Origin of the sequence: Xanthomonas rydalmerensis (assembly GCF_033170385.1) — a bacterium.
Lineage (GTDB): Bacteria > Pseudomonadota > Gammaproteobacteria > Xanthomonadales > Xanthomonadaceae > Xanthomonas_A > Xanthomonas_A rydalmerensis.
Genome location: NZ_CP126170.1, coordinates 3,053,076 through 3,074,757, shown reverse-complemented (window position 1 = coordinate 3,074,757; position 21,682 = coordinate 3,053,076). Strand labels below are relative to the sequence as shown.

General features: G+C 69.4%; 21 protein-coding genes. 15 read left to right on the top strand and 6 right to left on the bottom strand.

What is annotated here, in order from left to right; translation table 11 throughout:
* Positions 1 to 27 precede the first annotated feature (27 nt).
* The gene (dksA, locus tag QN245_RS12905; protein ID WP_184448607.1) at positions 28 to 1,158 is read left to right on the top strand and encodes an RNA polymerase-binding protein DksA; all 1,131 of its coding nucleotides are present in this window, start codon (positions 28 to 30) and stop codon (positions 1,156 to 1,158) included.
* A 252-nt stretch (positions 1,159 to 1,410) separates the two neighbouring features.
* On the opposite strand, the gene bamE is transcribed toward dksA, so the two are convergent.
* From bamE to QN245_RS12890, 3 genes are all read right to left on the bottom strand, one after another.
* Positions 1,411 to 2,085: an outer membrane protein assembly factor BamE domain-containing protein gene (bamE, locus tag QN245_RS12900; protein ID WP_184448606.1), complete on the bottom strand. Its 675-nt coding sequence runs from the start codon at positions 2,083 to 2,085 to the stop codon at positions 1,411 to 1,413.
* Between the two features lie 19 nt (positions 2,086 to 2,104).
* A complete protein-coding gene (locus tag QN245_RS12895; protein WP_255421692.1) occupies positions 2,105 to 2,278 on the bottom strand; it encodes a hypothetical protein in 174 nt (57 codons plus the stop codon).
* A gap of 61 nt (positions 2,279 to 2,339) precedes the next feature.
* Entirely contained in the window at positions 2,340 to 2,726 is a 387-nt protein-coding gene (locus QN245_RS12890; protein ID WP_184448605.1) for a hypothetical protein, read from the bottom strand.
* A 627-nt stretch (positions 2,727 to 3,353) separates the two neighbouring features.
* On the opposite strand from QN245_RS12890, the gene QN245_RS12885 reads away from it, so the two are divergent.
* On the top strand, positions 3,354 to 4,430 hold the full coding sequence (locus QN245_RS12885) for an alpha/beta hydrolase (protein ID WP_184448604.1): 1,077 nt from the start codon (positions 3,354 to 3,356) through the stop codon (positions 4,428 to 4,430).
* A gap of 132 nt (positions 4,431 to 4,562) precedes the next feature.
* Here the strand turns inward: QN245_RS12885 and QN245_RS12880 are convergent, their stop codons facing one another.
* The 3 genes from QN245_RS12880 to cysS all read right to left on the bottom strand — a co-directional run bounded on the left by QN245_RS12880 (position 4,563) and on the right by cysS (position 7,965).
* Complete coding sequence (locus tag QN245_RS12880; RefSeq protein WP_167087590.1) at positions 4,563 to 5,810, bottom strand: MFS transporter; 1,248 nt, start codon at positions 5,808 to 5,810, stop codon at positions 4,563 to 4,565.
* Positions 5,807 to 6,247 (bottom strand): SufE family protein, encoded by a 441-nt coding sequence (locus QN245_RS12875; RefSeq protein WP_160970330.1) that lies wholly within the window; start codon positions 6,245 to 6,247, stop codon positions 5,807 to 5,809. Before QN245_RS12875 ends, QN245_RS12880 begins: the two co-directional genes overlap by 4 nt.
* 302 nt (positions 6,248 to 6,549) lie before the next feature.
* Positions 6,550 to 7,965 (bottom strand): cysteine--tRNA ligase, encoded by a 1,416-nt coding sequence (cysS, locus tag QN245_RS12870; RefSeq protein WP_160965189.1) that lies wholly within the window; start codon positions 7,963 to 7,965, stop codon positions 6,550 to 6,552.
* Between the two features lie 408 nt (positions 7,966 to 8,373).
* Between cysS and QN245_RS12865 the strand changes: the two genes are divergently transcribed.
* From QN245_RS12865 to QN245_RS12805, 13 genes are all read left to right on the top strand, one after another.
* A complete protein-coding gene (locus QN245_RS12865; protein WP_184448753.1) occupies positions 8,374 to 8,907 on the top strand; it encodes a hypothetical protein in 534 nt (177 codons plus the stop codon).
* 297 nt (positions 8,908 to 9,204) lie between these two features.
* Positions 9,205 to 10,230: an N-acetylornithine carbamoyltransferase gene (locus QN245_RS12860; RefSeq protein ID WP_019798153.1), complete on the top strand. Its 1,026-nt coding sequence runs from the start codon at positions 9,205 to 9,207 to the stop codon at positions 10,228 to 10,230.
* Positions 10,231 to 10,302: 72 nt separating this feature from the next.
* Positions 10,303 to 11,544 (top strand): argininosuccinate synthase, encoded by a 1,242-nt coding sequence (locus QN245_RS12855; protein ID WP_184448602.1) that lies wholly within the window; start codon positions 10,303 to 10,305, stop codon positions 11,542 to 11,544.
* A 193-nt stretch (positions 11,545 to 11,737) separates the two neighbouring features.
* Positions 11,738 to 12,190 (top strand): GNAT family N-acetyltransferase, encoded by a 453-nt coding sequence (locus QN245_RS12850; RefSeq protein WP_317843357.1) that lies wholly within the window; start codon positions 11,738 to 11,740, stop codon positions 12,188 to 12,190.
* Positions 12,191 to 12,196: 6 nt separating this feature from the next.
* A complete protein-coding gene (locus tag QN245_RS12845; RefSeq protein WP_317843356.1) occupies positions 12,197 to 13,339 on the top strand; it encodes an acetylornithine deacetylase in 1,143 nt (380 codons plus the stop codon).
* Between the two features lie 80 nt (positions 13,340 to 13,419).
* Positions 13,420 to 14,736, top strand: coding sequence for an acetylglutamate kinase (locus QN245_RS12840; protein ID WP_184448599.1), 1,317 nt, complete (start codon positions 13,420 to 13,422; stop codon positions 14,734 to 14,736).
* 27 nt (positions 14,737 to 14,763) lie between these two features.
* Positions 14,764 to 15,381, top strand: coding sequence for a GNAT family N-acetyltransferase (locus tag QN245_RS12835; RefSeq protein ID WP_317843355.1), 618 nt, complete (start codon positions 14,764 to 14,766; stop codon positions 15,379 to 15,381).
* Positions 15,378 to 16,358 (top strand): N-acetyl-gamma-glutamyl-phosphate reductase, encoded by a 981-nt coding sequence (argC, locus tag QN245_RS12830; protein WP_317843354.1) that lies wholly within the window; start codon positions 15,378 to 15,380, stop codon positions 16,356 to 16,358. Before QN245_RS12835 ends, argC begins: the two co-directional genes overlap by 4 nt.
* An 88-nt stretch (positions 16,359 to 16,446) precedes the next feature.
* A complete protein-coding gene (argH, locus tag QN245_RS12825; RefSeq protein ID WP_317843353.1) occupies positions 16,447 to 17,742 on the top strand; it encodes an argininosuccinate lyase in 1,296 nt (431 codons plus the stop codon).
* An 86-nt stretch (positions 17,743 to 17,828) separates the two neighbouring features.
* Positions 17,829 to 18,578, top strand: a complete 750-nt coding sequence (locus tag QN245_RS12820) for a BPL-N domain-containing protein (RefSeq protein WP_317843352.1) — start codon at positions 17,829 to 17,831, stop codon at positions 18,576 to 18,578.
* A gap of 70 nt (positions 18,579 to 18,648) precedes the next feature.
* Entirely contained in the window at positions 18,649 to 18,906 is a 258-nt protein-coding gene (locus tag QN245_RS12815) for a YciI family protein (protein ID WP_160965169.1), read from the top strand.
* Between the two features lie 16 nt (positions 18,907 to 18,922).
* Positions 18,923 to 20,113 (top strand): glutamate 5-kinase, encoded by a 1,191-nt coding sequence (proB, locus tag QN245_RS12810; protein ID WP_160965167.1) that lies wholly within the window; start codon positions 18,923 to 18,925, stop codon positions 20,111 to 20,113.
* Between the two features lie 171 nt (positions 20,114 to 20,284).
* Positions 20,285 to 21,532, top strand: coding sequence for a glutamate-5-semialdehyde dehydrogenase (locus QN245_RS12805; protein WP_317843351.1), 1,248 nt, complete (start codon positions 20,285 to 20,287; stop codon positions 21,530 to 21,532).
* Positions 21,533 to 21,682 lie beyond the last annotated feature (150 nt).

Sequence of the window (21,682 nt, the reverse complement as noted above, 5' to 3'; positions counted from 1 at the left end):
CCCCGGGAAGACCAAGGAAGAGCGTTCGTGGCTGCTAAAAAACCTGCAAAGAAGGCCGTCCAGGCCGCCAAGAAGCCTGCCAAGCCCGTCGCCAAGAAAGCGACGGTGTCCGCCGCCAGCAAACCGCTGAAGAAAGCCGCGCCTGCGAAGTCGGCAGCCAAGGTCGCGCCGGCCAAATCGGCCAGCAAGGCTGTGGCCAAGAAGCCGGCGGCCAAGCCCGTGGCGGCGGCGTCGGCCAAGTCCGCTCCTGCCAAGAAGGCCCCGGCCAAGAAGGCGCCCGCCAAGCCAGTCGCACCGGCCAAGGTCGCGACCAAGCCTGTGCCCGCCGCCAAGCCGGCAGCGAAGACGCCCGCGGCCAAGCCTGGCGCCAAGGTTGCGGCCGCTCCTGCCAAATCCAAACCGGCCACCGCTTCCGTCGCACCTGCGGTGGCCACCTCCGTACCGAAGTCGGCCTCCAAGCCGGCTGCGGCCAAGCCTGTCCCGGTCAAGCCCGCCGCGGCCGCTGCAGCACCGGCTCCCAAGCCCGTTGCCGCCAAGCCCGCCGCGTCGTCGACCCCGCCACAAAAGAATCCCGTGTCCGTTTCGAAATCCTCCGCGAAAACCCCCACCAAGTCCGAATCCACCCCGAAGGCCCCGGTCGCCAAGCCCACCGGCAAGGTCGCGGTGGCCGTGACCGCCAAGTCCAACACCCCGGCCAAGCCGGCCAAGTACAAGGTGGTCGAGTACAAGACCGACGAGGCCACCGGCCGTCCGATCCTGCCCAAGGGCTACAAGCCGGCGGCGGACGAGGAGTACATGAGCGCGCTGCAGCAGGAGTACTTCCGCCAGCGTCTGCTCACCTGGCGCGCCGACCTGGTCGAGGAATCCAAGCAGACCATCGAGAACCTGCGCGACGAAGTCCGCGACATCGGCGACGAGGCCGAGCGCGCCACCCGCGAGACCGAGAACTCGCTGGAACTGCGGACCCGCGACCGCTACCGCAAGCTGATCGGCAAGATCGACAGCACGCTCAAGCGTCTGGACGCCGGCGACTACGGCTACTGCGTGGACACCGGCGAAGAGATCGGCCTGGAGCGCCTGGAAGCGCGCCTGACCGCCGAGCGCACCATCGATGCGCAGGAGCGTTGGGAGCACCTGCAGAAGCAGCAGGGCGACTGAGTCCTCACCGTTTCGGTGTGTCGAGGCAAGGCCCCGCTCGCGCGGGGCTTTGCGTTTTACGGCCTGCCGGTCCAGGCGTTGCACGCCCCGGCTCGTGCCGCATGCCCCGGACGCGATGCCGCCGCGGGAAGCCGGTACTCGCAGGGTCGGTGCGCGATGCTCGGCCTGGGCCAATCCTGCTGCTGGGGCCACCTGCGGCTGCGTGGATGCTGCGTCGAGGCGGCCATACCTCAGCATGAGCGGCGGCGCCCTTCAGCGCACCCCGTTGACCAGCCCGCTTTGCGTCTCCTTGCTCAGTTGCAAGCCGGGCAGGGCGAAGCTGTCCAGGTCCTGCTTGGTGGCTGCGATGTCCAGCCCGACGAGAGCCGAGGTGTCCGGATCGACCTCCAGGCCCAGCGGCATCGCCGCGAACTGCACGTAGTCGCGGCTGGCGTTCCATTGCGGCTGGCCGCCGATCGCCTGCAGCACGCGATCGACGTGCGTGCCGACCGGCTGGCCGAGCAGATCGAACGGCAATGGCGCGCCGGGGGTGGCGGAGGCGATCGCGTTGACCACCCGGTCGTGGCGAAAGCGCACCGCCAGCTGGCTGTAGGCGAGGGCGGCGGCTGGCCGCGGTTGCTGCGCCAACTGCGCATCGAATCCGCGCGGATACAGATACACCACACTGAGCGTGTCCGGATGCGCCGTATCGCGGCGGGTGATGTCCGGCTGGCCCAGCGCGGCCAGGACCTGTTGCCTGCGCATGCCGAGCGCGACCGGGCCGAGACGTGTGCATGAGGGGGGCAGGGTGGCGGCGCTGCTGGTGCCTGCAAAAACCTGATGCAGCGCGTGCGTGCAGGCCGCCGCATCGCGGCCGGCGGCATGGACCCGCGAGAAGGCTAGACCGAGAGCGAGCAGGCCGCACAGCGAAAGAAGCCGGGGTGCCATGAGCAATCTCCGTAACGGGTCATGTGTGGCGAAGACGGGAGCGCTCCCGTCCCCGCCACAGGGTGAGTTGGTTGCCGTGCCAGCCTTCGCGGTGCCCGTAGGCGGTGATGAACGCGTCGTGCTGGTCGCTGCTCAATGAGCCCCATTGAGCGGACGGGTTCAGGCCCGAATGGGCGGTGATGGTGGCGATCATCACGAAGATTGCATTCTCGCCACCGCGTGTTGCGCCGGCGTCGTAGGCACCTGCGCGGCGGTTACATCCGTCGCGTCGTCGTTGCTCCCTCGCTGGAGCACACCAAGGTCAGTTCCTGGCGACGTACCGTCCAATGCGACGGCGAGTCGATCGTCCCGGTCGCACGGACGTGATAGGCGGGACAGTCCGCATCTTCCTCCGGGTTGTTCTTGATGTCGCAGTTGCCTTCGATCAGGAAGGACTTGGCGCCATCGGCGCCGGTGCGTGCAAATTTCAGTGCAGGGCAGCCCCCGAATAGCCTCGATAGCACGATGTCGTTCTTCAGCACATAGGCGATCGCCTGTTCGCCGTCTGCAGGGGAAGGGGCTTGCTTCGCCTGCAAGGATCCTGGCACGGCAATGGCGAACGCCAATGCCATGCCGATACTTGGTAACCAGAAGGACTTCATGCGCAGAGCTCCGATAGGGGGTTGTGTGTCGGGCTGGCGGCGCCGGCCCGGGAGAGGATGGGAGGGAGTGCCTGCAGCGACATCACAACGGCGGCGATGTCGAGTGCGACGCAGGTCCAGGCCTGGGTCGAGAGCGGCGTTGCCAGTCGTAACGTTCCCAGCCACGCCTGGCTTCGGGCGTCCACTGCCTCGTCCCGGGAAAGCGAACGTTCCATTCGGTTGATTCCATCCGTGTTTCATATGGGGGGCTGCGCTCGACGCGCACCCATTTCAAAAAGCGGTTTGAGCTTTATCGCTGAAGATAATCTCCAGTGCTTCTTTCGTCTTCCTTTCCTTTTTTGTTTTCTGTCTTTTCTGCAAAGTGCGCTCTCAGGATGGCGATGAAAAGCGCGGATCCAGCCTGGAAACGTTGCGGCTTTCGCTCAAGTTGCGGTTTCTTCGGTGCCGGTCGAAGGCTTTAAATGTGCCTGTCATGGCGGTGTCGCATAATGAAATGCGTGGTATGTCGCCATGTCACCTCTGACAATCCATGTCGTTGCTTGAAAATTATTTCCATGTCGTATCCAGGGTTGGATCGAGAACGGAGTGCCGTCCTTGAGCCGCAATGCCGAATTGGCCGGCCTAGACATGCGCAGACGTCGTCGTTGGCGTTTGCCCATCTTGATCGCCTTGTTATTGCTGGCGGTCATTGCGCTGGGGCCGCGGGTCAGTGTGGCCCTGCCGCAGGTGGCGGCGCCGGCGGTACCGCAGGATCCGCTGGCGCTGCAGGCCTGGATCGATGCGCGCGAGCGCACCACGCCCGGGGTGCGTCCGGATAACCAGGCGCGCATCGTGTGGGCCGATCCGGCGCATCCGGGGCGACGCGCCTGCGCCATGGTCTATCTGCATGGCTTCACCGCCAGCCAGGGCGAGGGCGCACCCACGCATGTGCGGCTGGCGCGCAGCTTCGGCTGCAATCTGTATCTGCCGCGCCTGCCCGGGCACGGGCTGGTCGCGGCCGATGCGCTACGCGGCGTCGATGCCGGGCGCTTGCTCGCCGGCGCCGCCGAGGCGCTGGCGGTGACCCGGGTATTGGGCGACCGGGTGGTGGTGATCGGCAATTCGATGGGCGGTGCGTTGGCGCTGCAGGCGGTGGCGGCGAATCCGCGGCAGGTGCGGGCGCTGGTGTTGTGGTCGCCGCTGGTGCGCGAGTACGGCGATCAGTTGCAGCCGATGCTGTGGCCGTGGGGCGCGCAGTTGCTGGCGTGGACGCACAACGGCGGCGATCCGATCCTGCGCTATCCGGTCGACAGCGCCTACTGGGCCGATGCCACCCACCTGGACGGCTATCGCGCGCTGGCCGCGCTGACCCGCGGCGGCATGCAGCCGGCGACCTATGCGCGGATCCATGTGCCGGTGTTCCTCGGCTACTACTACCGCGATCCGCAGCACCAGGACCGCACGGTATCGGTGGCGGCACTGCAGGCGATGTTCAAGGAGCTGGGGACACCACCGGCCTTGCGCCAGGCGGTGGATTTTCCCGGGGCGGACAACCACGTGCTGGCCTCGCCGATCCGCTCGCGTGCGGTGCCGGCGGTGTTCGCCGCCACCTGCCGGTTCCTGGCGGGGCGGGGCGGTCTGCCGCAGCCGGCCGGCGTGCCGGATTGCGCGCATGCCTGGGCCGACGACGAGGCGCAGGCGCATGCCGTGGCGGCCGCGCACTGAGCGCGGTCGTTGCAGCGAGCCGAAAGAGGTTGGGCGGAGTGCAGGCAGCAATACCGCCGTGCGCGAAGCGCGGTGGGGCGGGGCCGTCACTGCGCGCACTCGGCGACGACGTAGGTACGCCGTCCGCAGAGCCTATTGCAGGTCGCGCAGATCCAGATTGCGCAGTTTGGGCGCCTTCCAACTGGTAACGCCGACCACGCCCAGGGTCACGCAGCCGCCCAGGACCACCGCCGGCACCAGCCCGATCAGCCGCGCCATCACGCCGTCGTAGAACGCGCCCAGTTCGTTTGACGAGCCGATGAAGATGCCATTGATCGAAGACACGCGGCCGCGCATCGCGTCCGGCGTGGCCAGCTGCAGGATGGTCGAGCGCACGATCACCGAGACGCCGTCGCACATGCCGTAGGCCAGCAGGATCGCCGCCGACAGCCAGAAATGGCGCGACAGGCCGAAGGCGATGGTGCACAGGCCGAAGCCGGCCACTGCCAGCAGCAGTACGCGTCCGGCATTGCGCTGCAGCGGGTGCCGCGCCAGCCACACGCCCACCAGGATCGAGCCCAGTGCCGGTGCGCCGCGCAGGATGCCCAGGCCCTCGGGGCCGTAGTGCAGGATGTCGTGGATGAAGGCCGGCAGCATCGAGACCGCGCCGCCGAGCAGCACCGAGAACATGTCCAGGGCCATCGCGCCGAGCATGATCTGGTTGGAGAACACGAACTGCGCGCCTTCGGCGATGCTGCGGAAGATCGGTGCGCGCGGGCCTTCGTGCACCGGCTCGGCGACGCGCAGCAGCCACAGCGCGGCCAGCGCCGCGGTGGAGGCGCCGATGGCGGTGCCGTAGGCCAGGCTCTTGCCGCCCCAGCCGACCAGCAGGCCGCCCAACGCCGGGCCGATCACCATGCCGGCCTGGAACGCGACGCTGCCGACGCTGGCGCCGCGCGCATAGGCCTCGCGGGGCAGGACGCGGGCGAACAGGGCGTTGTACACGGGCGACAGGAACGCGCGCGCGGCGCCGGTCAGCGCGATCGCCGCATAGATCGGCCACACCCCCTGCGCGGACAGCCAGCCGCGGCTCACCGCCAGCAGCACCGCGGCGGTGGCGATCAGGCCGACGCTGGCGAGCATGCCGAGGTAGCGTCGCGGCAGGTGGTCGACCAGGTAGCCGGCGAACGGGGCGATGCAGAAGAACGGCAGGATCTCGGCCAGCCCGATCAGGCCAAGCGAGAACGGATCGCGGGTGATCTCGTAGATGTGCCAGCCGACCGTGACCGCGACGATCTGGTAGGACAGCATCGCCAGGATGCGATAGGCCAGCACCAGGGCGAAGCCTGGGTGCGCCAGCAGCGTGCGCAGGGTCTGCGGGGTGGGCAGGGGCGCGCTCATGCCTGCTGGGCGCGCGCAGTGTCCTGGATGAAGGCCAGCAGCGCGGCCAGGCCGTTGCTGCGGGTCGGCGACAGATGCTTGCCCAGGCCGATGGCGGCGACGAAATCCGGCGCGGTGGCGAGGATGTCCGCGGCGCTGCGTCCGGAGTAGACCCGTAGTGCCAGGTAGATCAGCCCGGAGACGATCGCCGAGTCGCTGATCGCATGGAACACCAGGCGCTCGGCATTGCCCTCGGGCACGATCCACACCATCGACTGGCAGCCGTGCAGGCGATGCTCCTCGGTCTTCCAGTGCTCGGGGAAGGCAGGCAGCTTGCGTCCCAGGTCGATCAGGTACTGGTAGCGCTCGGACCAGTCGCCGAAGAAGCCGAATTCCTCGGCGATGGCGGCCTGGGCCTCGGCGGGCGTGGGTTCGAGCGGGAAGTCGGTGTCGGTCATCAGCAATCCAAGATCAAGCGATGTAAAGCCCCTCTCCCTCCGGGAGAGGGGTTGGGGTGAGGGTTGGGCGCAGCCTCGCGAACTGTCTATGCGAGTCGCTTCGCGCCGTACCCTCATCCGCCCCTTCGGGCACCTTGTAAGCCCCTCTCCCTCCGGGAGAGGGGTTGGGGTGAGGGTTGGGAGCAGCCTCGCGAACTGTCTATGCGAGTCGCTTCGCGCCGTACCCTCATCCGGCGCTGCGCGCCACCTTCTCCCGGAGGGAGAAGGGAATAGCCGTGCTCCCTTCTTTTACGAGGGCGCGGTTACCCACGCTTCCAGCGTACGCCCTGGGGCGTGTCCTCCAGGACAATGCCGGCGTCGGCCAGTTCCTGGCGGATGGCGTCGGCGCGGGCGAAGTCGCGGGCTTTCTTGGCGTCGCTGCGTGCGTCGATCAGCGCCTGGATGCGGGCGTCGTCGTCGCTGCCGGCACCCTGGAACCAGACCTGCGGATCCTGCTGCAGCAGGCCCAGGGCCAGGCCGGCGCCGAGCAGTCGGCTCTTGGCCTGGCGCAGCGTGTCCGCACGTTGCGCGGCATCGGCGGGATCGGGGCCGCCGGCCGGCGCCGCATCGCGCAGCGCCTGCCGCGCCTGTGTCGCCAGGCTCGACAGTACCGACAGCGCCAGCGGCGTGTTGAGGTCGTCGTCGAGGGCCTGCTCGATCTCGGCCGGAATGACAGCCTCGGCGTCGATGGCCTGCAGGTCGCGCAGCGTCCCGTACAGGCCGTCGAGCCGGGCGACCTGGGCCTGGATCAGGGCGTCCGACCAGTCCAGCGGCTGCCGGTAGTGCGCGCTCAGCAGTGCGCAGCGCAGCGCTTCGGGCCGATGCCGGGCGATCAGGTCGTGCACCGTCTCGATGTTGCCCAGCGACTTGCTCATCTTGGCGCCGCTGAAGGTCAGCATGCCGTTGTGCAGCCAGACGCGGGCGAAGGTGGCGCCACCGTGGGCGCACTCGCTCTGCGCGATCTCGTTCTCGTGGTGCGGAAACTGCAGGTCGACGCCGCCGGCATGGATGTCGATGGTCTCGCCCAGGTGCGCGGCGGCCATCGCCGAGCATTCGATGTGCCAGCCGGGGCGGCCGCGTCCCCACGGCGAGTCCCAGCCCGGCAGGTCATCGCTGGAAGGCTTCCACAGCACGAAGTCGCCCGGGTCGCGCTTGTACGGGGCCACCTCGACACGGGCGCCGGCCAGCATCTCCTCCGGGTCGCGCCGCGACAGCTTGCCGTAGTCGGCGAAGCTGGCCACCGCGAACAGCACGTGGCCCTCGGCGGCATAGGCATGGCCGCCGGCGATCAGCCGCTCGATCATCGCCACGATGTGCGGGATGTGCGCGGTCGCCGCCGGCTCGATGTCCGGCGGGGTCACCCCCAGCGCGGCCATGTCCTGCCGGTAGATGGCGGCGAAGCGGTCGGTGATGGTGGAGATCGGCACGCCTTGCGCCTGCGCGGCGGCGTTGATCTTGTCGTCCACGTCGGTGATGTTGCGGGCGTAGCGCAGCTTGCCGTAGCGGCGCCGCAGCAGCGCCGCCAGCACGTCGAACACCACCGGGCCGCGGGCATTGCCGATATGCGCGAAGTTGTAGACGGTGGGGCCGCAGACGTAGAGCGTCGGTCCAGCCACCGGATCGAGCGGTTCGAAGGCATCGACCCGGCGGGTCAGGTTGTTGTGCAGGCGCAGGCTCATCGGCATCGGCGGTGGGGAAACCGCTCGATTCTACCGGCAGCGGCCCCGAGGCGGGTCATCCGCCCCCCGGGCGCACCGGGCGGCAGGTGTGCGTGCCGATGGCAAGGAAACCGGAAGAAGCAGCCGTCTGTGCACGCGTGCGCGATGACGCGGCCATGGCGCGCGCCACCGCGGCGCTCCGGGTTGGACTGGCAGCCGCAGCCTGGCACCGCGCGGCATGAACTGACGACCGCTCAGGCGTTGCACCACACCATGCCGGCCGCGCGCCTGCCAAGCCCGGCGCGGCGGACTCGGGGATGGGGTGGCATGCCCTCGACGAGGTCGGTGCACGGCCGTCGGCTTGCGTTCAGCCCGACGCAAGCCGCCATGCCTACACTCAGAGGTCTGCCCTTGCGAAGCCTGCTGCCGATGCGTCCGATCCCGTTGTTGCCGCTGGTCGGCATCCTTGCCTGCGCCGTCGCGCCGGCCTGGGCGCAGGACTCCGAGGCGCGCAACCGGGTGGTGGTGATCGAGAACGTCAAGCTGGACTACGCCCAGGTGCTGAACGTGGAGCCGGTCTACCAGACCCTGCGCGCCACCCGTACCGAGCAGCAATGCGATCCGGCCCCCGCGCCGGCCCCGGCGGCGCCGGCGCCCAAGCCGGCCGAGGACGACAGCCGCTTGAACCGGCTGATGGATTCGGTGAAGGACATCTTCAGCCGCCGCCACGAGGAACCGGCACAGCAGGCGGCCGCGCCGGCTGCGGCACCGGCGGGCGGACGCAACTGCCGGATGGTCGAGGTCGGCCGCGAGTTCCGCCGGCCCATCGCCTACGACGTGGACTATGTCTACAAGGGCACCAAGTACCGCTCGCGGCTGCCCGAGGATCCGGGCAACCGGCTGCGCATCCGCGTCTCGGTGGCGCCGTACGTGCCCGACGCGGTGGTGGTGCCGCCGCGCTGAGCGCCGCGCGCGCTTGCGCCTGTGGCGTGCGCGTGCGAGGATGCGCGCCGATGAAAGCGAACCTGCCCCAGCACGATCTCAGCGCCGCACGCATGGCCTCGGGCATGACGTCGCGCGCGCGTCGACCGGAATCCCACATTCTCGCTGGGTAACCGGAGCGTCGTGCCGTTCGTTCTGAAAACCCAGCCCGAGGCTGGGTTTTTTCGTTTTCATCGGCCGGAAAAGTTTCACCCGTAAAGAACCAGGCTGTAGACCCCCCGCGCGTCCCGCGTCCCCACCGCTGCAAAGGATCGACCGATGTCTCTGAAGCACTTCTTGAACACCCAGGACTGGAGCCGCGCCGAACTGGACGCGCTGCTGACCCAGGCGGCGCTGTTCAAGCGCAACCGCCTCGGCAGCGAACTGAAGGGCAAGTCGATCGCGCTGGTGTTCTTCAATCCGTCCATGCGCACCCGCACCAGCTTCGAGCTGGGCGCGTTCCAGCTGGGTGGCCACGCGGTGGTGCTGCAGCCTGGCAAGGACGCATGGCCGATCGAGTTCGACCTGGGCACGGTGATGGACGGCGACACCGAAGAGCACATCGCCGAGGTGGCGCGGGTGCTGGGCCGCTACGTCGACCTGATCGGCGTGCGCGCGTTCCCGAAGTTCGTCGACTGGGCCAAGGACCGCGAAGATCTGGTGTTGAAGAGCTTCGCCAAGTACTCGCCGGTGCCGGTGATCAACATGGAGACCATCACCCATCCGTGCCAGGAGCTGGCGCACGCGCTGGCGCTGCAGGAACACTTCGGTACCCGCGACCTGCGCGGCAAGAAGTACGTGCTGACCTGGACCTACCATCCCAAGCCGCTCAACACCGCGGTGGCCAATTCCGCGCTGACCATCGCCACCCGCCTGGGCATGGACGTGACCCTGCTGTGCCCGACCCCGGACTACGTGCTCGACGAGCGCTACATGGGCTGGGCCGCGCAGAACGTGGAAGAGAGCGGCGGTTCGCTGACCGTCAGCCACGACATCGACAGCGCCTACGCCGGCGCCGACGTGGTCTACGCCAAGAGCTGGGGCGCGCTGCCGTTCTTCGGCAACTGGGGCCCGGAGAAACCGATCCGCGACCAGTACCAGCACTTCATCGTCGACGAGCGCAAGATGGCCCTGACCAACAACGGCGTGTTCTCGCACTGCCTGCCGCTGCGCCGCAACGTCAAGGCCACCGACGCGGTGATGGATTCTCCCAACTGCATCGCCATCGACGAGGCCGAGAACCGTCTGCATGTGCAGAAGGCGATCATGGCGGCGCTGGCCGGCCAGGGCCGCCGGGATTCGTGATTCGGGATTGGGGAGTCGCAACGGCGACTCCCTTCCTGCTCTTAATTTAGTCAACCGCAGAGAGACGCCCCCATGTCGCAGCACCCCGCTTCCACCAATCCCGACTCCCCAATCCCGACTCCCGGCACCAAGGACATCGTCCTCGCCTTTTCCGGCGGCCTCGACACCAGCTTCTGCATTCCCTACCTGCAGGCCAAGGGCTATGCGGTGCACACCGTGTTCGCCGACACCGGCGGCGTGGACGCCGAGGAGCGCGACTTCATCGAGAAGCGCGCCGCGGAACTGGGTGCGGCCAGCCACGTCACCGTCGATGGCGGCCCGGCGATCTGGGCCGGCTTCGTCAAGCCGTTCGTGTGGGCCGGCGAGGGCTACCAGGGCCAGTATCCGCTGCTCGTGTCGGACCGCTACCTGATCGTCGATGCCGCGCTCAAGCGCGCCGAGGAACTGGGCACCAAGGTCATTGCCCATGGCTGTACCGGCATGGGCAACGACCAGGTGCGCTTCGACCTGGCGGTCAAGGCGCTGGGCGACTACGAGATCGTCGCGCCGATCCGCGAAATCCAGAAGGAACACACCCAGACCCGCGCCTACGAGCAGAAGTACCTGGAAGAGCGCGGCTTCGGCGTGCGTGCCAAGCAGCAGGCCTACACCATCAACGAGAACCTGCTCGGCCTGACCATGTCCGGCGGCGAGATCGATCGCTGGGAAGCGCCGGGCGAGGGCGCCCGCGGCTGGTGCGCGCCGCGCAGCGCGTGGCCGACCGAGCCGCTGACGGTGAAGCTGAAGTTCGTGCAGGGCGAGGCGGTCGAACTCGACGGCAAGGCGCTGCCGGGCGAACAGATCCTGGCCAAGCTCAACAAGCTGTTCGCGCCCTACGGCGTGGGCCGCGGCGTGTACACCGGCGACACCGTGATCGGCCTGAAGGGCCGCATCGTGTTCGAGGCGCCGGGCCTAGTGGCGCTGCTGGCCGCGCACCGCGCGCTGGAGGACGCGGTGCTGACCAAGCAGCAGAACCGCTTCAAGCCGGACGTGGCGCGCAAGTGGGTGGAGCTGGTCTACGAGGGCTTCTACCACGACCCGCTGAAGACCGACCTGGAAGCCTTCCTGAAGTCGTCGCAGGCGATGGTCAACGGCGAGGTGACGCTGGAGACCCGCGGCGGCCGTGTCGACGCGGTGGCGGTGAAGTCGCCGCACCTGCTCAACGCCAAGGGCGCGACCTACGCGCAGTCGGCGGATTGGGGCGTGGCCGAGGCCGAGGGCTTCATCAAGCTGTTCGGGATGAGCTCCACGCTGTACGCGCAAGTCAATCGCTGACGCTTTGAAAAGCCCCTCTTCCCTCGGGAGAGGGGTTGGGGTGAGGGTACGGGCGAAGCCTCGCAATCGTCGGCTGCGCGTTGCGCCTTTCCCTTTACCTCGCTGGCGCGATTCGCTTTACCAGGCTTCGCCCGTACCCTCATCCGCCCCCTTCGGGGGCACCTTCTCCCGGCGGGAGAAGGGGGCCACTGCAATGGAACCCATGCACGCACTACGCATCAGCACCGACAAGCAGGAACTGGATCTGTCGCTGATCCATCGCTTCCTCAGCGAGCAGGCCTATTGGTGCCTGGGCATCCCGCTGAACACGGTGCAGCGGGCGATCGCCGGTTCGCTGTGCTTCGGCGGCTATGTCGAGGGCGCAGGGCAGGTGGCGTTCGCCCGAGCGATCACCGACGGGGCGACGTTTGCCTATCTGGCCGACGTGTTCGTGCTCGACGCCTACCGTGGCCGCGGCTACGGCAAGCAACTGGTCGCCGCGATCATGGCCCATCCGCAGTTGCAGGGCCTGCGCCGCTTCATGCTCGCCACCTCCGATGCGCATGCGCTCTACGCCCAATACGGCTTCGCCGCGCCGGCGCGGCCGCAGTCGTTGATGGAAATCGCCTATCCCGACCTCTACCGCACCAGCACCACGGCGGACTGACCCACCATGACCGATCTGCTCACCTCCACGCTCGATCACCTGCAGGCGCTGGTGTCCTTCGACACCCGCAATCCGCCGCGGGCGATCGGCACCGATGGCATCTTCGACTACCTCCGCGCGCAGCTGCCCGGCTTCGCGGTGGAGGTGATCGACCACGGCGCCGGCGCGGTCAGCCTGTACGCGGTGCGCGGCACGCCCAAGTACCTGTTCAACGTGCATCTGGACACGGTGCCGGATTCGCCGCACTGGAGCGCCGATCCGCACGTGATGCGGCGCCTGGACGATCGCGTGGTCGGATTGGGCGTGTGCGACATCAAGGGCGCGGCGGCGGCGCTGCTGGCCGCGGCCAATGCCGGCGACGGCGATGCCGCGTTTCTGTTCTCCAGCGACGAGGAAGCCAACGACCCGCGCTGCATCGCCGCGTTCCTGGCCGCCCACCCCTCGGTCCCGGGTCCCGGGTCCCGGGTCCCGGCATTCGAGGCAGTGCTGGTGGCCGAGCCGACCATGAGCGAGGCGGTGCTGGCGCATCGTGGCATCAGTTCGGTGCTGATGCGCTTCGCCGGCCGCGCCGGCCACGCCTCGGGCAAGCAGGACGCCGCAGCCAGCGCGCTGCATCAGGCGATGCGCTGGGGCGGCCGTGCGCTGGACCATGTGGAGTCGCTGGCGCACGCGCGTTTCGGCGGGTTGACCGGGCTGCGCTTCAACATCGGCCGTGTCGAGGGCGGGATCAAGGCCAACATGATCGCGCCGGCGGCGGAGTTGCGCTTCGGTTTCCGGCCGCTGCCGTCGATGGACGTGGACGCCTTGCTGGCGACCTTCGCCGGTTTCGCCGAGCCGGCCGCGGCGCACTTCGAGGAAACGTTCCGTGGTCCCAGCCTGCCGTCGGGCGCGGCTTCTGACTGGAATGGCGCGCGCGCCGAGGACAAGCGCCTGGCCGCGCGCGACGTCGCCGATGCGCTGGAGCTGCCGATCGGCAACGCGGTGGACTTCTGGACCGAGGCCTCGCTGTTCTCCGCCGGCGGCTACACCGCGCTGGTCTACGGCCCGGGCGACATCGCCCAGGCGCATACCGCCGACGAGTTCGTGACGCTGGAGCAACTGCAGCGCTACGCCGACTCGGTGCACCGCATCATCAACGGCGCGCGCTGAGCCGCGCGCCTTTCCCACGTCGCCCGGACCGATCCCGCGATCGCGTCCACCCTGGACTCCTTCGGACACCGCCCCACGCCATGCACGCCAACCGCCAAACCCGCCAGACCATCGTGCGCCTGCTCTCGAGCATGGCCAGCGCGAAGGAGATCAGCCAGTACCTCAAGCGCTTCTCGCAACTGGACGCCAAGCGCTTCGCCGTGGTCAAGGTCGGTGGCGCGGTGCTGCGCGACGACCTGGAGGCGCTGACCTCTTCGCTGTCGTTCCTGCAGGAAGTGGGCTTGACCCCGATCGTGCTGCACGGCGCCGGCCCGCAGCTGGACGCGGAGCTGTCCGCCGCCGGCATCGACAAGCAGACCGTCAACGGTCTGCGGGTGACCTCGCCGGAAGCGCTGGCGATCGTGCGCCGGGTGTTCCAGGCCTCCAACCTCAAGCTGGTCGAGGCGCTGCAGCAGAACGGCGCGCGCGCCACTTCGATCACCGGCGGCGTGTTCGAGGCGCAGTACCTGGATCGCGACACCTACGGGCTGGTCGGCGAAGTCACCGCGGTGAACCTGGCGCCGATCGAGGCCAGCCTGCAGGCCGGCTCCATCCCGGTCATCACCAGCCTGGGCGAGACCCCCAGCGGGCAGATCCTCAACATCAACGCCGATTTCGCCGCCAACGAATTGGTGCAGGAGCTGCAGCCGTACAAGATCATCTTCCTCACCGGCACCGGCGGCCTGCTCGACGAGCGCGGCACGGTGATCGATTCGATCAACCTGTCCACCGAGTACGACCACCTGATCGCACAGCCCTGGATCCATGGCGGCATGAAGGTGAAGATCGAGCAGATCAAGGATCTGCTGGACCGGCTGCCGCTGGAGTCGTCGGTGTCGATCACGCGCCCGGCCGACCTGGCCAAGGAACTGTTCACCCATAAGGGCTCGGGTACCCTGGTGCGGCGCGGCGAGAAGGTGCTGCGCGCCACGGCGTGGAGCGAGCTGGACCTGCCGCGGCTGAAGACCCTGATCGAATCCAGCTTCGGCCGCACCCTGGTGCCGGATTATTTCGACACCACCAAGCTGCTGCGCGCCTACGTCAGCGAGAACTACCGCACTGCGGTGATCCTGACCGACGAGGGCGGCTACACCTACCTGGACAAGTTCGCGGTGCTCGACGACGCGCAGGGCGAGGGCCTGGGCCGCGCGGTGTGGAACGTGATGCGCGAGGAAACGCCGCAGCTGTTCTGGCGTTCGCGCCACAACAACCAGGTCAACATCTTCTACTACGCCGAGTCCGACGGCTGCTTCAAGCAGGAGAAGTGGAAGGTGTTCTGGTACGGGCTGGACACCTTCGAGCAGATCCAGCACTGCGTGGCGCATTGCGCGACGCGCACGCCGACCCTGCAGGGTTGAGCGGCCCCTTCGTTTAGGACTTACCCCATGTCCAGCATCGATCCCGTGCTTCCCGAATCCTGGCGCCACGTGCCGATGCTGCGCGGGCGCCACGTCAGCCTGGAGCCGCTGCAGGCGGCGCATGTCGAGGGCCTGCGCGCCGCGCTGCGCGGCAGCGGCCTGGACGCGCTGTGGTACACCAACGTGCCGGCGCCGGAACGCGTGGACGCCTATGTCGCCGCTGCGTTGGAGGTGCAGGCATTGGGTCGGGTGCTGCCGTTCGTGGTGCGCGACGCGCAGGGCGAGATCGTCGGCAGCACGCGCTTCTACGGCCTGGATCCGCAGGTGCCGACCCTGTCGATCGGCTACACCTGGTACGCGCCGCGAGTGCAGCGCAGCGGCCTGAACACCGAGGCCAAGCTGCTGCTGCTTGGCCACGCCTTCGACACGCTCGGCTGCCTCAGCGTGGTGTTCGAGACCAGCTGGTTCAATCACGCCTCGCGCACCGCGATCGCGCGGCTGGGGGCCAAGCAGGACGGCGTGCTGCGCAACCACAAGCGCCACGCCGACGGCACCCCGCGCGACACCGTCATCTTCTCCATCATCGATACGGAATGGGCCGGGGTGAAACGCCACCTGCAGTTCCGCCTGGATTCGCACGCATGAGCACTCCCATCTATTCCATCGGCATCGTCGGCGCCCGCGGCCACACCGGCGCCGAGCTGATCCGCCTGATCGCCGCGCATCCGCAACTGCGCCTGGCCTTCCTGTCCTCGCGCGAGCTGGACGGGCAGCGCGTCGATGCGCACCACGACACCTACCAGGGCGAACTACGCTACGAGAACCTCGATCCCGAGGCGGTGGCGGCCAAGCGCGCCGACGTGGTGGTGCTGGCGCTGCCCAACGGCAAGGCCGCGCCCTACGTGGCGGCGTTGGACGCGGCGGTCGCCACCGGCGCGGCCGATCCCATCGTGGTCGATCTGTCCGCCGACTACCGCTTCGACCCGGCCTGGTACTACGGCCTGCCGGAACTGACCCGCGCGCGCTACGCCGGGCAGCGCCGCATCAGCAACCCGGGCTGCTACGCCACCGCGATGCAGCTGGCGATCGCGCCGCTGCGCGAGCAGCTCGCCGGACCGCCGCAGTGCTTCGGCGTGTCGGGCTATTCCGGCGCCGGTACCACGCCGTCGGACAAGAACAATCCGGCGCTGCTGCACGACAACCTGATGCCGTACGCGCTGACCGACCACATGCACGAGCGCGAGGTGTCCGCACAGTTGGGCGTGCCGGTGGAGTTCATGCCGCACGTGGCGCCGCATTTCCGCGGCATCACCATGACCGTGAACCTGTGGCTGCAGCAGCCGCTGAAGCTGGAGGCCGTGCAGCGGCTGTATCGTGCCCGCTATGCCGATGAGTCGCTGATCGAGGTGATCGACGAGGCGCCCTGGGTGAGCCGCATCGCCGGCCGCCACGGCGTGCAGCTCGGCGGCTTCACCCTGGCCCCGGGCAACAAGCGCCTGGTGCTGGTGGCGACCCTGGACAACCTGCTCAAGGGCGCGGCGACGCAGGCGATGCAGAACCTCAACCTGGCGCTGGGCGTGGACGAGCTGACGTCGATCCCGCCGATACACACGCCGGAGTAGGACACTCACAATCAGCGCCGCATCCCCAACGGACGCAGCGCGCCGCTTTCCGAATCCCAATTCCCCAATCCCCATTCCCGGCTTCCCAATGACCAATCTGCTTTGGCAAAAACCCGGCGTCGCCGTCGACACGCAGATCCAGGCGTTCCTGGCCGGCGACGACGTGCTGCTGGACCGCGAGTTCTTCCTGCACGACATCGCCGCCAGCGGCGCGCACGCAGAAGGCCTGCAGCGCATCGGCATTCTCTCGGCCGACGAACTGGCCGGGCTGCAGCGCGAGCTGGCGGTGCTGGCCGAGGATTTCCGCAGCGGCGCGTTCGTGCTGGATTCGCGCTTCGAGGACGGCCACTCGGCGATCGAGGCCCGGCTGACCGAGCGCCTGGGCGATGCCGGGCGCAAGATCCACACCGGACGCAGCCGCAACGACCAGATCCTGGTCGCCACCCGGCTGTGGCTGAAGGACAAGCTGGCGCGGCTGGCGCAACTGAGCGCGGAGATCGCCAAGGTGGCGCTGGACCGCGCGCAGGCCGAGCGCGACCTGCCGGTGCCCGGCTACACCCACATCCAGCGCGCCGTGGTGTCCTCGGCCGGCATGTGGTGGGCGGGCTGGGCCGAGGCCTTCATCGACGATGCGCTGCGTGCCCGCGACACCCTGCGCCTGGTCGACTGCAATCCGCTGGGCACCGCCGCCGGCTATGGCGTCAACCTGCCGCTGGACCGCGCCCACACCACCGCTGCGCTGGGCTTCGCGCGCCTGCAGGTCAGCCCGATCTATGCGCAGCTGTCGCGCGGCAAGTTCGAGATGGCCGCGCTGGAAGCGCTGGGCAGTGCGACCCTGGACCTGCGCCGCCTGGCCTGGGATCTGTCGTTGTTCACCAGCGGCGAGTTCGGCTTCGTGGCGCTGCCGGCGCAGTACACCACCGGCAGCTCGATCATGCCCAACAAGCGCAACCCGGACGTGATCGAACTGATGCGCGCCACCCACGCCAGCGTGGCCGCCGCGCGCACCGAGATCGAACAACTGCTGTCGCTGCCGTCGGGCTATCACCGCGACCTGCAGAGCAGCAAGGGCGCGATCTTCCACGGCTTCGGTCGCGGCCTGGCCGCGCTGGAGCTGCTGCCGGCGCTGCTGGCCAACCTGGAGTGGCGCGAGGACAGGCTGCGCGCGGCGATCGATTCGGGCATGTACGCCACCGACGTGGCGGTGGAAGCCGCGGTGGCCGGCGTGCCGTTCCGCGAGGCCTACCAGGCCGCCGCCGCATCCGCCGACAGCGCAGGGCAGGGGCGTACGCCGGAAGGCAGCCTGGCGGCGCGGGTGTCGCCCGGCGCCGCCGCCGATCTGCAGTTGCAGGCGCTGCGCGCGCGCTGGGACACGCTGGGATGAGCCTGCGTGGCCGTCCCACAGGCTGGCGCCCGGCGATCGCATCGCCCGCGTGGCCAGGCAGGGCGGGCGGCCTGCGGACCATCGCCTTGGCGCTGCTCGCCGTGGGGCTGCTGGCGCTGCCCGCGGCCCCGGCCAGCGCGGCGGTCGGTGCGGCGCCGAAGGTGGCGGTCTACCGCGGTGCGGCCGGCTGCCGCGGCTGCTCGGAAATGGTGGTGGATGCGCTGCGCGCGACCGGGCTGCCGCTGACGATCGTCTATGTCGGCGAGCGCGAGCCGCTGCACGTGACCCCCGCCACGCTGCACGACGTCGATCTGTACATCCAGCCCGGCGGCGGCCAGGACATCCCGGCCGCGTACGCCGCCCTCGGCGACGATGGCGCCGATGCCCTGCGCGACTTCGTCAGCGGCGGCAAGGGTTTCTTGGGCCTGTGCATGGGGGCGTACCTGGCCGACCGCGACGGCATCGGCCTGGTCGATGTGGCGCTGCAGTCGGAAGTCGGGCGTCCGCGCTCGGGCATCGACGACGAAGGCGACCACACCATCGCCATCCGCTGGGACGGAACCTGGCAGCGCGTCTACTATCAGGACGGCCCGTTCCTCACCGGCAGCGCGGCGGACGGCTTCGTGCCGATCGCCCAGTACGGCAACGGCGACGTGGCGATCGCGCGTTATCGCCATGGCCGCGGCACGGTGGTGCTGGCCGGGCCGCATCCGGAGGCGGACGAACGCTGGATGGACGAGGCCGGCGATGTCGCCCCGCAGGACAACCTGCGACGGCTGCTGCGGCTGTTTCCCGGCCTCGGCGCCCGCGCGGAGGCACCACCGCCGGTGCGCTGACGCAGCGCGCGGTCGTCGAACTTTTACCGGAGGCGCATGCCATGCCGCGCCTCGCATGCAGGAGAAGGCAATGACGTTGTACCTGGTGATGGCGATGCGCAAGCCGGCGTTTCCGGAGTCGGTGATCCAGCCGCATCGCGACTTCCTGGCCGCGCTGCGCGAGCGCGGGCTGCTGGAGCGCAGCGGTGGCTTCGGCGACGGCAGCGGCGGTGCCTATGTGCTCAAGAACGTGGACAGCCTGGCGCAGGCGCAGGCCATCGTCGCCGAGGATCCGCTGGCGCTCCAGGCCGCGTCCGAGCTGACCGTGTACGCCTGGAACGCGCACTGAGCCGAGCGAGCGCCCGATGACCGCACCGACCGCCACCGCCGCCACGCCCTTCGTCGAGCAAGCGCTGCCGCCCTGGCGGCGCGCGGTGCTCAAGGTCGGCAGCAGCCTGCTGGCCGCCGACGGCGGCGGCCTCACGCCACGCTTCGCGCTGGGCCTGGCGCAGTTCGTCTCGGCCAACCTGGCGGCCGGGCGTGAACTGGTGATCGTGTCCTCCGGCGCGGTCGCCGCCGGCCGCGCCATCGTGCCCAAGGCCGCCGAAGCCGGCGCGGCGCTGGCTGCGCGGCAGGCGCTGGCCGCGCTCGGCCAGGCGCAGCTGATCGCGCTGTGGCAGCGCTTCTTCGAACGGCCGGTGGCGCAGGTGCTGCTGACCCACGACGACCTGCGCAACCGCCGCCGCTACCTCAACGCACGCGCCACCCTGGGCGAACTGTTGCGGCTGGGCGCACTGCCGGTAGTCAACGAGAACGACACCGTCTCGGTGGACGAACTCAAGCTCGGCGACAACGACAACCTGGCCGCGATCGTCGCCGCCCTGGTCGACGCCGATGCGCTGTTCATCGCCACCGACATCGACGGCCTGTACACCGCCGACCCGCGCCGTGACTCGCAGGCGCAGCCGCTGCACGAGGTGCAGGAACTGAGCGCGGCGGTGCTGGCGATGGCGGGCGGCAGCGGCAGCGGCGTGGGCACCGGCGGCATGCGCACCAAGCTGGAGGCCGCGGCCAAGGCCGGCGCCGCCGGCATCGAGACCTATCTGTTCAACGGCCGCAGCGCCGAGGTGGTGCGCGGCCTGGCCCAGGACCGCCTGCGCGGCACCCGCATCCATGCCGCGCGCACCCGCATCGCCGCGCGCAAGTACTGGCTGCGCCACGTGCCGGTGGAACCGGGCGCGATCCTGGTCGATGCCGGCGCCGCGGCCGCGCTGCTCGACAAGGGCGCCTCGCTGCTGCCGGGTGGCGTGGCCGGCGCCGTGGGCGAGTTCCGCCGCGGCGACATGGTCGAGGTGCGGCTGCGCGACGCGGCCGGCGAGCGCTGCCTGGCGCGCGGCGTCAGCCAGTACGCGGCGGTGGACATCCGCCGCATCGCTGGCCGCCACTCGCGCGACATCGAGGCGATCCTGGGCTACAACTACGGCGAGAACGTGATTCATCGCGACGATCTGGTGGTGGTGCGGGAATCGGGAGTCGGGAATGGGGAATCGGCGTAAGCGCGCCCGCCCCACGGTGGCCGCGACGGCGCCGCCGATCCCGCTGCAATGCGCGCGCATGCGATGTTGCGCCTCGCGCTCGCCGCCTTTCATCCGCCGGCGCAGCGCGTAGCCTTTCCGAATCCCGAATCCCGAATCCCGAATCCCGAATCCTAGCCACCGGAGCCCCCAATGACCTCCATCCGCACCCAGGCCCTGCAATGCCGCGATGCCGCGCAAGCGCTGGCGCAGTTGTCCTCGTCGGCCAAGCAGGCCTTGCTGGAGGCGATGGCGGCGGCGCTGCAGGCCGATGCGGAGGCGATCCTCGTCGCCAATGCACGGGACCTGGAGGCGGCGCGGGCCAAGGACGTCGGCAGCGCGATGCTCGATCGGCTGGCGCTGGACCGCAAGCGCCTGGACGGCATCGCCGCGGCGTTGCGCGAGGTCGCGGCCTTGCCCGATCCGGTGGGGCAGGTCACCCGCGACGACGTGCGCCCCAACGGCATCCGCGTGCAGAAGATCCGCGTGCCGCTGGGTGTGGTGGCGATGATCTACGAGGCGCGCCCCAACGTCACCGCCGACGCCGCGGCGCTGTGCATCAAGGCCGGCAACGGCGTGATCCTGCGCGGCGGTTCCGAGGCGATCCACTCCAACACCGCCATCGCCACGGCGCTGCGCCGGGCGCTGCGCGAGGCCGGCATCGGCGAGGCCGCGCTGACCCTGGTCGAAGACCTGCGCCGCGAGACCATGCTGGAACTGCTGCAGCTCAACGACATCGTCGACCTGGCGATCCCGCGCGGTGGCGAGGGCCTGATCCGCTTCGTCGCCGAACATGCGCGGGTCCCGGTGATCAAGCACTACAAGGGCGTGTGCCATCTGTTCGTCGATGCCTCCGCGGACCTGGAGCTGGCGGTGAAGCTGCTGGTCGACGGCAAGACCACGCGGCCGGCCGCCTGCAATTCCCTGGAGACGCTGCTGGTGCACGCCGACGTGGCCGCACGCTTCCTGCCGCTGGCGGCGCAGGCGCTGCGCCAGCGCGGTGTCGCCCTGCGCGGCGATGCCGCCGCCCGCGCACTGCTGCCGGACATCGACAGCGCCAGCGACGACGACTACGCCGCCGAATACCTGGACCTGATCCTGGCGATCGCGGTGGTGCCGGACCTGGACGCGGCGATCGAGCACATCCGCCGCTACGGCTCGGACCACACCGAGGTCATCGCCACCGCGGACGCGGCCAACGCCGAAGCCTTCGTGCAGGCGCTGCGCGCGGCGGTGGTGATGGTCAACGCCTCCTCGCGCTTCTCCGACGGCGGCGAACTCGGCCTGGGCGCGGAGATCGGCATTTCCACCACGCGCCTGCACGCCTACGGCCCGATGGGCCTGGAAGCGCTGACCGTGGAGCGCTTCGTGGTGCGGGGCGAAGGCCAGGTCCGGCACTGAGGCGCCGCCGCACATTGGTTGGGCGGGCGCCTGAGCTGCCTGGCATGTGAGGGATCGGCGTCCTGCTGGTGGCGGTGAAGCAGGGTGGCAACCTGTGCTGATCGGAATAGCGCGCCTGTGCGCTCGCACACCGCCATATCAGCGGCCAGG